The sequence below is a fragment of the Candidatus Paracaedibacter acanthamoebae genome, from assembly GCF_000742835.1.
Taxonomy (GTDB): Bacteria; Pseudomonadota; Alphaproteobacteria; order Paracaedibacterales; family Paracaedibacteraceae; genus Paracaedibacter; species Paracaedibacter acanthamoebae.
In genome coordinates this window covers 46,449-61,198 of the sequence record NZ_CP008941.1, presented here as the reverse complement: position 1 = coordinate 61,198, position 14,750 = coordinate 46,449, and the positions used below count along the sequence as shown (strand labels likewise).

Here is a 14,750-nt window from a genome sequence, read left to right as displayed (position 1 = left end):
TTTTCGTCCTCTAGTTCATACTCTTTTTTTTTAAAGGGTCAAACCCCGAGACAACCTCCATTGCAATTTTAGATTGTTCTGCCGTTGGGGTTTTCTCCTCCTCCCCGCCAGGATGGGATGGCGTTGGCGAAACAACCTCGTTGATAGCAATGGTTAGGGTTTCAGCAAAAGTGGCTTCTTTCGTCACTAACTCTTTTCTGTTTTGCTTTTCTTGGTCAATTAAACTTTGCAAAACACTATCATAAGTTGAGTCATCTAAACCAAGCAGAGCCTTGAGGGTTAAACATCTTAGCTCAACAGCCGAGGTATCTTCATACTGTACTAAAGAGAATATGGATTTCAACATATCGGCCCTTGCTTTAGAATAGAAATCCGTATACTGCGTTGAAAGTAATTCATCAAAATAAAAAATTTCTTTGATGTTTTCACGTGCTCCCCTTGTCCATGATCCTCCCCATTTAAAGCCAAAGTCGCTAAACAATGAGTCATATCCAGTTTGAAGTTTTTTTAAATCCGCTTCTTTTGCACTCTTTAGCTTATCAATATCTGCCTTAAACTTTTTATCTAATATTTCTAACGCAGCCTTCGTATCTAACTCTAACTTATTTTCCTTTAATACAACCTGCTTTAATTCTTTCTCTTTCTTATCAATGACTCTTTGGTGGGATTGTTTTAAGTCCTCCCCTTTTGCTTCTTCTTTATCCTTTAGACTAAGTTGCCTCTCTTCTTCCAGCCCTACTTTCTCTTTTGCAAAGGTTTCTTTTGCGAGATCCCGAGCATCCTCTACAACTTTTTTTTCATTAGTTAAAGAATCTGTCAAAACCACAGTCTTATTTAAAATTATAGCATCATGGTCTGCAGCCTTAGCGGAAGAGAGGAATACATACGCCTGTGATACCATCCCATAATCAATGAGCGCCTTTAATAGCCATGTTTCTTCCGCACATATTAAACTATCTAGCGATATATTTCCTTTCTGTGCAAAAGAAAAAATATGATTAAAAGAAATATAGGCAAGGTCAGCTATGAGAGGGAGAAAATCTTTAGACAGCGTCCGTGCTGCTGCTTGAGCAACATTTATCTGAGAAAACCTCTCTCCTCTTTTTTTTAAGGATGCTTTGATCAAATTTTGTTGGTGCCCTATGTTATGCTTAGATCTTTCATTAATGATCCACTCATCTGCATCATCCTTTTTAAAAGTTGTTATTTGAATTTTCTTGTATTCTAAATCACTAGTAGTTAAGGCTTGCTGTCTTAGATTCTCATGAAGTGCTTCTGCAATTGTTATAGTCGGTTTCTGAATGGCAGTGTGTTCAGCCGCACTAAGCGCACCAGAAAACCCGAAACATGACAAAGAGGCGGCAATTAATACTGCTTTCGATAAGTGAGATGCAGAAATCTTGATCTGTGATTTTTTCATATTTAAACTCCTTCAATTTCAAGCACATACGTATAGAATACGAAAATAAACCTTAATTATTTGCAAAGGCTTAAATCAATCTTAAAATAAATTCTAAACAGTTTTAAAATAAATTGTAAGCAACTTTTTTGGCATAAAATTAATTTTTTAGTTATCTAACTGAAGTTTTTATGATTTTTTTGTAATATTATTACTTATAAAGAACAAAATCTCTTGCCGCATGTTGGAACACTGCCCGGACTTTACCTTTAGAAAACTCTTATTATTTTTAGCAAGTAAATAAACATCGGAATAAAATAATCCTGGACTTTATAAGTTTAAAGTTTATTTTATGCTATAAGATAGGAGAATCACCATGTTCATTCCAACTCTGGTCATGGCAATTACCGCTAATGTATGCCCGGTTGAAAAAGATATAAGCTGTTGTATGGATTGTGAAGCTCGCTTTATAATTTGCAAAAAGAATAGCGACAGTCTGTCTGAAGAAATGGATTGTCTGCGTTACAAAAGGGATTGCCAAGACAAATGCAATAAAAGCAAAAAGGACTAGTTACTTTCCTTTTTAAAATTCTGCCTGATCATAAAACTTTCTTAGATTGAGACTCAAATGTTGCTTTAGAGCCTCTAAGCCCGCATGGGTCTTTGATTCACACCGACCCACAAGGGCAGGCTGTGTATTGGATGCTCGAATTAACCACCACCCATGATCATCCTCATAACGTAGCCCATCTATGTCGGAGAAAACTAAACCTTGGGCCTTAAAATCAGCTTTCATCTTATCGATGACCTTAAATTTGAGCTCATCCGGGCACTCAATGCGCAATTCTGGGGTTGAATAATAGTGGGGCAGGCTATCATAAATGTCAGCACAGGTTTGATCAGATGCTTGTAAAATATTGATAAAGCGAATAGCCGCGTAAATAGCATCATCATAGCCATAATATTTATCAGCAAAAAACAGATGACCACTGACTTCCCCCGCTAGCGCTGCCTTTTCTTCATGTGCCATAACTTTAATAAACGAATGGCCAGTGCGGCACATAAGAGCTTGTCCTCCCAAAGCAGGGACCATCTCATAGAAGGCCTGGCTTGTCTTCACATCGCCAATAATTTTGGCACCCGGCATCTTCTTCAAAACATCAGCCGCAAAAACCATCAAGAGATGGTCCCCCATAAAAGCACGCCCGTGTTGATCCAAAATCCCTAAGCGATCTGCATCACCATCAAAAGCGATACCTGCATCACAGTTATGCTCGGCGATAACCGCCCGAAGCTGCTCAAGGTTTTTGTCAACCGAGGGATCCGGATGGTGATTGGGAAACGCCCCATCAATTGTCGCATTAATGACAATATGATCCGCCTCAATGTGCTGTGTTAGAAACTCAATAATTTCACCAGCCGCTCCATTACCAGGATCCCAGGCAAGTTTTAACCGCTTGTTAGGAGCCTCGTAATCCATTAAAACTCGATCAATGTAACTCGACCGTACATCAATATGCTCTACCTCACCGGGCTGATCCGACTTAATAAAAGGCTGAGTCGCTAATCCCCGAATCTTCTCACCGAAAAAAGGTATTTCCTTTAAGGTGATTTTAAAGCCATTATCATCTTTCGGATTGTGAGATCCCGTAATCATAATGCCCGCAAAAGCTGGGGTTATCTTGGTTGAAAAATAGAGCATCGGAGTTGGTCCCACCCCAATATCTAAGATCGTAATGCCCGCCTCGATTAATCCTTGGGTTAAGTGCGCGTGCAGATCCGGCGAAGAAAGACGCCCATCCCGTCCTAAACAGACAAATTTTTCCCCTTGCTGTTTGACCCACGTGCCAAAGCGTCGCCCAAGCTCTAGAGCATCAGCGGAACTTAAGTTTTTGTTAATGGTTCCCCGAATATCATATTCACGCAGAATATGCGTATTAAATTGATGCTGAGTCACGGCCTTCGCCCCCCGTCGGTCGCAGATTTATTAATCTTTAATTCTTAATGTTTTAAGCGTCTTGAGTAAGTGTTCCTGCATATCATCACTATGGTAAGCATTGACAACATTGGCTTCGAGCCATCCTTCTTTTGTACCACAATCATACCGTTGTCCCGCGAATCGTACCCCATAAAAAGGAACCCCTTCATCAATCATCGGTCGAAATGCATCTGTTAGCTGAATTTCTTTACTAACCCCAAATTTATGAATATTAATTTTATCAAAGGTCATCGGATCAAGGATATAGCGACCAACAATCGCTGTCCGAGACGGACTTTCACTCGGTTTTGGTTTTTCGACCACATGCCTAGCCTTCACAAGAAAGCCATCATCCTCAGCAATATCTAAAATACCATAACGGGAAACATGGTCCGGTTCTACATCCATGACAGCTGTATAGTTACCCCGGCCATACTTGGTATAGGCATCAATCATTTGAGCTGTACAGGGAGCAGCCCCCATGATTATATCATCGGCTAAGAGAAGAGCAAACGGCTCATTCCCGACAAGGTTACGCACACACCAGACGGCATGACCAAGGCCAAGGGGCTGTTGCTGGCGAATAAAAATAGCATCACCGGGGGCTAACTGCAAAGACTGAACCTTTTCGAGTTCCTTTTTCTTATCGCGTTCTGCCAACGTTCTTTCCAACAGCTGATTGGTATCAAAGTGATCCTCAATCGCCGTCTTCCCTTGAGATGTTACAAAAATGAAACGTTCAATACCAGCAGCCTTTGCTTCTTCAACGGCATGCTGAATGAGGGGTCTATCCCCCACAATCAGCATTTCTTTTGGGATTGCCTTGGTTGCAGGCAAAAACCGGGTCCCCAGCCCTGCCACCGGGAACACAGCCGTTTTGATTTTCATAGCAATCTCTTTCTAAACAACATTTCGTAAGCTTAGGATAAGATAAAGCTATTTAGACCACCAGTCAAATTTTACTCAAGATCCTTTGAATCCCATTCCAGCGTCTTTTCATTAAAGGTATAGAGTTTTGGAGAATCAAACTTTCCAGCATAGGTGATGATCGCCATCCGCTCTTGCCGATCCATACTTGCGAAATTGCCAAGACCCATAGAGCCACTATAGTCAATATACCTTACCGAAAATGTTTTCTTTTTAGCCAATTCTGGAATAACCTTTTCTAAATCCTCAAGAGATTTAATGGGTTTATCATTCAATTCCCGAATGGCAAAAAGCCGAGCCCCCATAAAGAATGGAAATTGCTCACCTTTAGTTAGCACTTTAAACGGTGATGTTTGACCCATTCCTAGAATAAAAACGCCAGACTCTTTTTCACCAAACAAGAATTTAACGAATTCATTATTGCCAAACCAAGTTACATCACTAAAGGAAATAAAGCGCTCATAAGGGCTAGAGCTAAGAGCATAAGGCGTTAATTTCGCTTCCATCAATTTGCCATTGCGGTAAACCTCAACTTTAACTTCTTTGCCGTTTGCATCATTAATATTTTTTTCAAACTGATAAAGATTAGGACCGACAAGCTCACCGTTAAGAGACCAAATTAAATCTCCTGCTTCTAACATATTACTAGCAGCACTTCCTTTAACAGTCCCTTGGATGATAGCCACTTTATTGTGGGATTCAGGGAATTTTTCTTTGTATTTGTCAGTCGCTTCTTTGGGAAGAATACCTGCTTTTTCATAATCAGAAATAATGCCATAGCCAGGAATAACACCTGTACTCCATATTTGGGGTTTTTTGTCCTCTTTAATGGCCTGAAGAGCATCAATTAAATAGCTAGCCGGCAAACCTGAGCCAGAGGTAAATTTACCACCATACACAATACCCACAACCTTACCGTTGTCATCAAAAATGGGCGAACCACTCGCCCCCCCGACGGTTAGGCCCGAAAAGCTAAAGGACTGTTCCCCATAAGGACCTAAATTTTCATAAATACTATAAACCGTTCCCTTAAATGTAGAAAATTCATCCCGCGCCGAGTTCCCCATAGAATAGATCGTTTGGTTGACCATGATGGGGTCTTTGGCAAATTCTAAAGCAATCGCTGTTTTTGGCAATTGGGCAGGATCAACCTTTAAAAAGGCGTAATCGCCAAGGGTGGCCATCGGTAAATGATGGGCCTCAACAGAGGTTCCATCAGCAAATTTAACAGTGTAGGTACTGACAGTCATATCGCCGGCAACATGTTTGTTGGTGGCAATAATCCCTTTTTCTTTATCAACAATAAAACCACTTCCCGCCCAAGATACTCTTTCATTCGCCTCAACATTGGCATAAGTTTTTACATCAATAATCACAACCCCTTTGCGCACCAAATCCAGGATCTTTTTTTTACCTTTTCCCTGATCCAAATTAGAATCTTCTACAGGCACCATCCCCATGTCCGGCGTTTGAGACAGAGGCGCTGGCATCGTTGGATGTTGGATAGCCAAAGCAGAACCTATTAATAAACTTAAAGCTAAGGTGTGAAGGGGTAGTTTAGACATCAAATTACGTCTCCATGGATTTGCTTGTTCTGTAGCACAACATAGATCATTATACTTAAGGAAGGGTAAAAATGGAAAATATTCACTTTAAGAAATTAATTTATAATGCCAACCATCGCGGCATGAAAGAAACAGATGTTCTGCTGGGAAAGTTTGCCTCAGCACATCTTTCAACCATGGACGACCAATCTCTTTTGTTATTTCAACAGCTTTTAGAAGAACAAGATGCAGACATTCTAGCATGGTGTGTGGGGCAGACAACAATTCCAACACATTATCATGCCTTAATTGTTGAAATACTTGCGTTTCATGATCAAGAGAGCTAGGGTTAACCCCAAGTTTAGAAAGCATGTTTGTTTAAAGTATGGTAGGAAAAATCTATTCAGGTATCGCCGTTGGTTTTGAGCCCCTCGTCCTTCGAGAGATTGTTCGGGCCAAGACTCCATATCCAATCTTATATATTGTTCCGACGGAAGACCGCGCCGTACAATTAGCCGAACAAATTAAAGTTGTCCTGCCTCAAGACACTGTTTATTATTTACCCGCATGGGATTGCCTGCCTTATGATCGTATCGGTCCCAGCCAAGATGTTTTGACGCAACGCATGCAAGTCCTATCAGCGCTGGCAGCCCGACAAGCCGCTATTGTCGTCCTATCAGCCCAAAGTTTGCTTCAACGCGTACCACCCATCTCTGCCTTAACAAACCGTAGTCTTGTTTTAAGGATTGAACAAGATGTCTCAATGCTTAAGCTGATTGAAAGCTTAAGCCAGGGGGGGTATTTACGCGTAGAGACAGTACGCGAATCTGGAGAGTTTGCTGTCCGAGGCGACATCCTTGATATTTTTCCTGTTGGTCTAGAAGAACCGGTACGGTTGGATTTTTTTGGGGATCACATTGAAAAAATTCGGCGGTTTGATGCATTAAATCAAACAACAATTGCTCCCGTGAATCAGGTCGATTTAACTCCCAGTCACGATCTTGCTTTAACGGATGAGCAGATTACGCGATTCCGACAAAACTACCGTGAACGCTTTGGCCATATTATCACGCCTCTCTATGAAGCAATTTCGGAAGGTCGACGTTACGCCGGCATGGAACATTGGTTGCCTTTATTTTTTGACCAGATGCTGGGACTTTTAGAGTTTGTTCCCACAGCCCAAATTTTCTATGATCATCAAACAGATGATGCAATTCGGACTCGGCTTGAGCTGATTCATGATTATTATCACAATCGGTTGGCTAAACTGCCGGGAGATTCTTCCCCACCTTACAATCCCCTTAAGCCAGAAGAGGGCTATCTCACTTTGGCCGAGTGGAGAGATATTCAAAATAAGGGCAACCTTGTTACTCCCTTTAGTCAGGAACATCAACTCGATTTCCACTGTCGACGCGGCTTAAGCTTAGCAGCGGGAACCCCAACGCATCAAGCTCTCCAGTCCTTAAAAGAAACCGTGCATCAAGAAAAAGATAAGCAGATCATTCTGGCCTGCAGTAGTGAAGGATCGCGGGATCGTTTGATGCATATGCTTGAAGATGCCGGTATCAGAGCCTTTCAACCTGTCAACCACTGGCCTGATCATACCTCTCCTTACACAACTTTGGTCTATCCGCTCGACCATGGTTTTACCACCCCCCACTTATTAGTCATTACCGAAGCTGATTTGTTAGGTGAGCGGATTATTCGCCAACCCAGCAAACAGCGTAAAACTGAAAAATTATTACTGGAAACGTCGCAGCTTTCTACGGGCGATTTAATTGTGCACCGTGATCACGGCGTGGGACGTTATGAGGGGTTATTGCCGGTTGAGGTGGATGGCGCTCTCCACGACTGTTTAGCTTTAGTCTATCACGGTGGCGATAAATTATTCTTACCTGTTGAAAATATTGATGCCGTTAGCAAATATGGTGATGCCGATAGTTTAGTGCAGCTAGACAAATTAGGGTCATCCGCTTGGCAAAACCGTAAAGCACGGGTGAAAAAGCGCATTCGCGAGGTCGCTGATTATCTGATCAAGCTTGCTGCCGAACGATCCCTCCATGAGGCCCCTATCTTACAAAGCAACCCCCAAGATTTTGAACAATTTTGCGCAGGCTTTCCTTATGTGGAAACGGATGATCAATTGCGCGCCATCGCAGAAACTTTAGACGATATGGCCTCAGGTCATCCCATGGATCGTTTAATTTGCGGCGATGTGGGCTTTGGTAAAACTGAGGTTGCCTTACGATCTGCTTTTGTCGCCGTAGCCAGCGGCAAGCAAGTCGCGATTATTGCACCGACCACTTTGCTATGTCGTCAACATTTTCAAACGTTCTCTAATCGCTTTAAGGATTCAGGGTACAGGGTAGAACAATTATCTCGGTTCGTTTCTGTTAAGGCTGCCGAAAGGATACGCCGCGATTTAGCCGATGGCCAGATTGATATTATTGTGGCCACCCACGCCCTCTTTTCTGAGAAAACAAAGTTTACCGACTTGGGATTGGTGATCATTGATGAAGAACAACACTTTGGTGTTAAGCAAAAGGAAAAACTAAAGAGTCTGCAAAAAGATGTCCATGTCTTAACCTTGACAGCCACCCCCATCCCCCGAACGCTCCAACTGGCTTTGACCGGTGTGCGTCAAATGAGTTTAATTGCCACACCTCCCATTGATCGGTTAGCCGTCCGGACATTTGTAACTCCCTATGACGGCCTCGTCATTCGCGAGGCAATTTTGCGCGAATATTATCGGGGAGGTCAAATTTTCTATGTCTCCCCCCGGTTAGAAGATCTTAGTGCCTTGCAAGAACAATTAACCAAACTGATCCCGGAAATAAAGATTATAGTGGCCCATGGACAGTTGTCAGCAGGACAGCTAGAAGACGTGATGACTGCCTTTTACGATCGCCAATATGATTTGCTCTTATCAACCAACATCGTAGAATCTGGCATTGATATTCCTAATGCAAATACCCTTGTGATTCACCGTGCCGACTTATTTGGGTTGGCGCAACTTTATCAACTTCGGGGTCGTGTTGGGCGGTCAAAAGCCCAGGGCTATGCCTATTTGACAATGCCGGGTGATAAACCCATTTCCGATACGTCGCTCAAACGCCTAGAAATCATGCAAACTCTTGATAAACTAGGAGCTGGCTTTACATTGGCAAGCCATGACTTAGACATCCGAGGGACCGGGAACCTGGTAGGTGAAGAACAATCAGGTCATATTCGAGAAGTGGGAGTAGAGCTGTATCAACATTTACTTCAAGAAGCCATCATGCAAGTTCGGATTGAACAAGAAATGGGCACCCCGACGGAAGAAGAATGGTCCCCACAGATCAATCTAGGAACTTCGGTGATGATTCCTGAAACCTATGTGAGTGATCTTAATTTGCGCTTAAATCTCTATCGCCGGGTGGCTAATTTGAAATCACGGGAAGAAATTGATACCTTTGCTGCCGAAATGGTTGATCGCTTTGGTCGCCTGCCTTCCGAAGTTCAAAACCTGTTGGAAATTATTGAAGTTAAAAGCTATTGCCGCCAGGCACATATTGAAAAAGTTGATGTGGGTCCCAAAGGAATTGTTATTTCGTTAAAAGATAATAAATTTCCTAATCCCGCCAATCTGATGACATATATCCAAGATCCAAAGGTCAAAGCAAAATTACGTCCCGATCAAAAAATTGTCTTTATACGAGAATGGGATTCCCCAGCCAAGCGTGCAAGATCGGTCCGCATTATATGCGCTAATCTTGCCAAGCTGGCTGGATAAAAGCCGTATTTTTCTCTGTCACTTGCTGCCCGAAGACTCATTGTATTAATAACCATTTTTCTTAATTCTCTTAAGAGATTTATACTCTAAAGATAAAATAATCGGCGACAAGACAGCTTTAGCTATAATAATTTTAAAATTAACTCTTGCGCTTTCGCTTAAGAATGTCCATCTTTTGGTTATCAGAAGATATCTAAGATTTTAAAAAATGAAAAACTGGATTAACCTCACTTCTATTGATGACTTACCCCGCCAAATCCCATTGTTTATGGTGCGAGGGGCTATTCTATTACCAAAAGCCAACTTACCGTTGCCTGTTTTTGATGCGGCTCATTTGGCCATGATTAGCGATTGCATGACCAGCAACAAGCTTTTAGGGCTGATTCAACCCAGCGCCAGCATGCGAGGCCCCACAGACCTTGACCGCTTTGGATTGTTTGAAACAGGGTGTTTAGCGAAAATTGTTGATGTTGTTGAGCATGAAGAAAACAAGCTGGTGGCTGAATTAGAAGGGGTCATGCGTTTTCGCCTTGTCGATCAAGCAGAAAGTAAGGAAGGCTATCCGATAGCCACAGTTGATTATACGGCTTATAGTAGTGATTTGATCGATGAAGTAGATTTTCACATGGATCGACCGCGGTTGCTTCGGGCTTTAAAACCTTATTTTGACCGCCTGGATATTGCTCCTAATTGGGAAGAAATCAATCAAACATCCAATCATAAGCTGCTGACAGCGTTGTCCATGGCCTGTCCTTTGCCACCCTCCGAAAAGCAAGCTTTATTAGAAACAGAATCTATCCAAGAGCAATCCCAAATGATCACTCTCTTGATCGAAATGGCTGCCTTGGGAGGCAATACAGAAAACACAACTTACCACTAAGGAGTAAGCGATGGACATTGCCGTTGATCCAAAACTTTTAGAAATATTAGTCTGTCCTCTGACCAAGACTACCCTCCTCTATGATCGCCAAAACAATCGATTAATCAGTGAAGCTGCCGGTCTTGCCTATCCCATTCTTAAAGGCGTCCCGATTATGCTGATTGATGAAGCCGAAATCATCGATGAAACTAAAGCGAGCGAACTCAGAGATCTCTTTACCACGAAGGGGGACACATGAGCCGTTCTGATTTTGCCAACAAGCCTTGGCCCACCAATATTCGTCTCTTGCAAAAAGAAAATGCCCTGGAGGTCGAGTTTGATGATGGCAACCATTTTAGCTTTAGCGCAGAATATCTAAGGGTTGAAAGTCCCTCTGCCGAAGTGCAGGGGCATGGAGCCAGCCAAAAAAGAACCTTGGGAGGATGCAAAACCGTTGGCATTCGAACCGTTGAGTCCGTTGGTAATTACGCCATTCGCATCCATTTTAGTGATAACCATTCCACCGGCATTTATAGCTGGTCCTATCTGCATGAACTTGGATGCAAAAAAAATGAAAATTGGAGCCGTTATTTAGAGATGGTTAAGACCCTTGGCCTTTCGCGCTAGTCTTCTCTCGTTAAATCAGGACAAAATAGATACATTTTATGGCTTCTGGTTGGGGGGCCTATGTTCAAGCTTTAAAAACAGCGGCTCGCTGGCTGCCATCAAAGTTTTTAAAGGGACGAAAATGACCCAAAAATCAGCCACGAAAATTGATGAACTTATGCGGGTTGGGCTATACACACGCGTGCCAAATCTTCCGGCGTATCCACACTTTGAGGCATGCCGTCGACCAACACGACACCAATACGCATTCCCGCTTCGAGAGCGCGCAACTGCTCAAGCTTCTCAGTTGTTTCTAAATAGGACGGTGGTAAAGAGACGAAACGTTCAAGGGCAGCACGCCGATAAGTATAAATTCCAATATGATGATAGTGCGTTTGAGCATTCGCCGGAATCGCTAATCGGCTGAAATAAACCCCCCGACTGATAACAATCCCTCCGTGCTCAACCCACGCTGAGGTTGCGATTTTAACCACATTAGGGTTTCCTACTTCATTAGTATCGCGGATCTTACAACATAAGGTCGCAATATCAATAGTGGGATCTGCTAAAGGAGCTAGAGACGCTTGGATAAGATGAGGATCAACGGTTGGCAAATCCCCTTGCAAATTGATAACCGTCTCATAAACCCCTTCTGGGTCATAATGTCGCAAGGCTTCTACAATCCGATCGCTCCCCGAAGGTAAATCAGGATCTGTTTCTATAGCAATACCACCGGCTTGCCGAACGACAGCAGCAATTTCTGAACCACAGCAAGCCACGATGACAGGGCCTAAGTTAGCTTTTTGAGCTTGCTCCATCACCCTTACAATCATAGGTTTGCCTTGAATATCGGCCAAGGGTTTGTTTGGCAAACGGCTGGAGGCCATGCGAGCAGGAATAATAATAATAGATCGCGACATATGGGACACTTTAAAGAGGTAGTTATCTTATCGGTTATATATACCCAATATATATACCCATCGTCCTTCAAACACCAGTTTTTTAGATAATCCCAGGTGCCTTCATCGTGGCTTTGGTATTTTCCTCTCCCAACACAAAGCTACCTGCGAAAATCTTGCCGTCAAAAAGGCGCTCAAATTTTATGGATCGCCTTCACATCCCCATTGGCAAACAGAATTAATTGCGATTATAATTGTAACAATGATAGCTAAAATTTCTGGAAAATTATGAATAGCTTTGAGTTTAATAAAGTTGCGGGCGCTATACTATTTGCTCTCATTGTATCAATGCTTGGCAGTCTCATCGGTGAGGGATTGCTGCACCGAGATAAATTAGAAAAAAACATTATCGATATTGATGTAGCTCCTGCGGGCAATGGTGTTGCAGCGCAAGTCCAAGAGCTAGCGCCCATCATGCCTTTGTTGGCCAAAGCGAACATTGAAAATGGTGCTGCTATTGCCAAAAAAGTTTGCGCCCAGTGCCATGTCTTCACAAAAGGGGCAGCTGCCTTGCCGACCGGCCCAGATCTGTGGGGTATCGTCGGGCGCGCGCGCGGCAGCACAGAATTTGCTTACTCCAAAGCAATGAAAGAATTGGGTGGCAATTGGGATGAGGAAACCATCAATAAATTCATTCACAAACCAAAAGATTTCCTCAACGGCACCAAGATGTCGTTTCCTGGTCTGAAAAAAGATGAAGACCGCGCCGATCTCATTGCCTATCTTCAAACACTTAAGGGTTAAGCTTGGTGATCGTGAAAAACTCTCTAAAGCATAAACAGCTAAATCTCTTAAGGGGTTTAGCTATTGCGGCTATTTTAGCAGTCGCTCCCACTTCCTTATCTGCGCAAAAAAAAGCGTCCTCCTCTCCTTCCCCTTCTGCTGAGTTAACCAAAGCTCAGGGTTTTTCTGTTTTTGGAGAGCTTAAATATCCAGATGGGTTCAAACACTATGATTATGTAAACCCAGAGGCGCCAAAAGGCGGACGATTGACCCTGAGTGCCTTAGGGACATTTAACAGCTTGAATCCCTTTATTGTTCGAGGGGATTATCCAGCAGGGGTTGGTTTAACTTTATCCAATTTGATGAGCGAAACTCAAGATCGGGCCGGCGAGTGTTATGCCTTTGGGGCACAGAGTATTGAAATTGCCGCGGATCGCAATTATGTGATTTTTAATATCAATCCTAAAGCCCAATTTGATGATGGGGTGAAAATTACGGCAGAGACAGTCATCTGGTCTTTCAACATATTAAAAGACAAGGGCAGCCCTCTATTCCGCACCTATTACAAAAATGTTAAAAAAGCGGAAAAACTTGGGACTTACCAAGTTAAATTTTATTTAGACGACACTAAAAACGCTGAATTGCCCCTTATTTTAGGGCAGATTTATATTTTACCCAAACATTTCTATGAAAAAGTAGATTTTGGGTCGACCTCCTTAGAAATTCCACCGTCCAGTGGTCCTTATAAAATTAAATCCATGGAACCAGGACGAAGTATTACGTATGAACGGGTAAAAAACTGGTGGGGCGCAGATTTACCCAGTCAGCTCGGCGCAAATAATTTTGATGAAATCCATTATGAGTTTTTCTTGGATTCAAACTCTCAATTGGAAGCTTTTAAAAGCGGCAGAATTGATATTCGCGCTGAAAACAGCATTAAAAATTGGAATACAGCCTATAACTTTCCCGCCGCTAATAAGGGATGCGTCATTCGCGAAGAACTCTTTCATGACCGGACAGAACCAACCTACGGTTTTTTCTTTAATATCCGCCATCCCAAGTTTCACGATATGAGAGTTCGCGAAGCATTAACAATCATTTATGATTTTGGCTGGCTTAATAAGCGGCTGTTCTACAGTGCCTATAACCGCAACCTCAGTTATTTCCCTAACTCTTGTTTTGCGGCGCACGACTTACCTTCTGAGATGGAGCTTGAAATTTTAACGCCGTTGAAAGGCCAAATTCCTGAGCGCGTATTCACCGAAAAATTTGGTTTGCCAGATCCTAAAATTCATACCGAATTACGAACCACGATGAGCCGCGCCATTCAACTGTTTGATCAAGCGGGCTGGCATATCAACGAGGGGCGAATGGTTCATAAGGAAACTAATACTCCCTTTACCTTTGAGATTTTGATTGATGATCAATCAAACGAAAAGATCTGTATGCATTATGTATCAACGCTTGAGCGAATTGGCATCACGGCCGTCGTGCGGTCAATCGATAAAGCAGCTTATACCCAACGTGTTGAGAATAAAAGCTTTGATATGATTGTGGACCTTATTCCTCAAAGTAACTCTCTAGGCAACGAACAACGGGATTTCTTTGGCTCGAGCAAGGCGGATGTGCCGGGCTCTCGCAATTTTGCCGGTATTAACAACCCAGCCATTGATGAGGTTATTGAAAAATTAGTCCAATCAGACTCTTACCTCCAACTTTGCCATCGCGCCCGCGCGCTGGATCGACTCCTTCTTTGGGGATTTTATATGATTCCAGCGTGGCATAAAGGCTCTCTGCTGGTGGCTTATTGGGATAAATTTGGCCACCCTAAAGTGTCTTCGAAATTTAACCCTTTCAATATTCAGACCTGGTGGTATGATGCGACTAAAGCGCAAGCGCTGTTAGACAAAAGTGAGACACCTTCAAACCGGAACTTCCTAAGCACAGTTTGGGAGCGTCTCCAAAAAATGTTAAGTTAATAGG

General features: G+C 42.8%; 12 protein-coding genes. 7 read left to right on the top strand and 5 right to left on the bottom strand.

What is annotated here, in order from left to right; translation table 11 throughout:
- Positions 1 to 10: 10 nt before the first annotated feature.
- The 4 genes from ID47_RS00245 to ID47_RS00225 form a co-directional block, all read right to left on the bottom strand.
- Positions 11 to 1,420 carry a hypothetical protein gene (locus tag ID47_RS00245; protein WP_038462677.1) on the bottom strand — a complete coding sequence of 470 codons (1,410 nt, stop codon included), beginning with the start codon at positions 1,418 to 1,420 and terminating at the stop codon, positions 11 to 13.
- A gap of 562 nt (positions 1,421 to 1,982) precedes the next feature.
- Positions 1,983 to 3,356 (bottom strand): phosphomannomutase/phosphoglucomutase, encoded by a 1,374-nt coding sequence (locus ID47_RS00235; RefSeq protein WP_038462672.1) that lies wholly within the window; start codon positions 3,354 to 3,356, stop codon positions 1,983 to 1,985.
- Positions 3,357 to 3,386: 30 nt separating this feature from the next.
- Positions 3,387 to 4,265: a UTP--glucose-1-phosphate uridylyltransferase gene (locus ID47_RS00230; RefSeq protein ID WP_084675801.1), complete on the bottom strand. Its 879-nt coding sequence runs from the start codon at positions 4,263 to 4,265 to the stop codon at positions 3,387 to 3,389.
- A gap of 71 nt (positions 4,266 to 4,336) precedes the next feature.
- Positions 4,337 to 5,869: a S1C family serine protease gene (locus ID47_RS00225; RefSeq protein WP_038462667.1), complete on the bottom strand. Its 1,533-nt coding sequence runs from the start codon at positions 5,867 to 5,869 to the stop codon at positions 4,337 to 4,339.
- A 71-nt stretch (positions 5,870 to 5,940) separates the two neighbouring features.
- Here ID47_RS00225 and ID47_RS00220 point away from each other — a divergent pair, with 71 nt between their 5' ends.
- From ID47_RS00220 to ID47_RS00200, 5 genes are all read left to right on the top strand, one after another.
- Complete coding sequence (locus ID47_RS00220) at positions 5,941 to 6,195, top strand: succinate dehydrogenase assembly factor 2 (RefSeq protein ID WP_038462665.1); 255 nt, start codon at positions 5,941 to 5,943, stop codon at positions 6,193 to 6,195.
- Between the two features lie 38 nt (positions 6,196 to 6,233).
- Positions 6,234 to 9,620 (top strand): transcription-repair coupling factor, encoded by a 3,387-nt coding sequence (gene mfd, locus ID47_RS00215; protein ID WP_038462663.1) that lies wholly within the window; start codon positions 6,234 to 6,236, stop codon positions 9,618 to 9,620.
- 208 nt (positions 9,621 to 9,828) lie between these two features.
- The gene (locus tag ID47_RS00210) at positions 9,829 to 10,500 is read left to right on the top strand and encodes an LON peptidase substrate-binding domain-containing protein (RefSeq protein WP_038462661.1); all 672 of its coding nucleotides are present in this window, start codon (positions 9,829 to 9,831) and stop codon (positions 10,498 to 10,500) included.
- Positions 10,501 to 10,510: 10 nt separating this feature from the next.
- Positions 10,511 to 10,738, top strand: coding sequence for a Trm112 family protein (locus ID47_RS00205; RefSeq protein WP_038462660.1), 228 nt, complete (start codon positions 10,511 to 10,513; stop codon positions 10,736 to 10,738).
- Positions 10,735 to 11,106, top strand: coding sequence for a gamma-butyrobetaine hydroxylase family protein (locus ID47_RS00200; protein WP_038462658.1), 372 nt, complete (start codon positions 10,735 to 10,737; stop codon positions 11,104 to 11,106). Before ID47_RS00205 ends, ID47_RS00200 begins: the two co-directional genes overlap by 4 nt.
- A gap of 155 nt (positions 11,107 to 11,261) precedes the next feature.
- On the opposite strand, the gene ID47_RS00195 is transcribed toward ID47_RS00200, so the two are convergent.
- Positions 11,262 to 12,005, bottom strand: a complete 744-nt coding sequence (locus ID47_RS00195) for a 3-deoxy-manno-octulosonate cytidylyltransferase (protein ID WP_038462656.1) — start codon at positions 12,003 to 12,005, stop codon at positions 11,262 to 11,264.
- A 267-nt stretch (positions 12,006 to 12,272) separates the two neighbouring features.
- On the opposite strand from ID47_RS00195, the gene ID47_RS00190 reads away from it, so the two are divergent.
- Together ID47_RS00190 and ID47_RS00185 are read left to right on the top strand one after the other, a co-directional pair.
- The gene (locus tag ID47_RS00190; protein WP_038462654.1) at positions 12,273 to 12,788 is read left to right on the top strand and encodes a c-type cytochrome; all 516 of its coding nucleotides are present in this window, start codon (positions 12,273 to 12,275) and stop codon (positions 12,786 to 12,788) included.
- A gap of 5 nt (positions 12,789 to 12,793) precedes the next feature.
- On the top strand, positions 12,794 to 14,746 hold the full coding sequence (locus ID47_RS00185; protein WP_156956592.1) for an extracellular solute-binding protein: 1,953 nt from the start codon (positions 12,794 to 12,796) through the stop codon (positions 14,744 to 14,746).
- Positions 14,747 to 14,750: the final 4 nt, after the last annotated feature.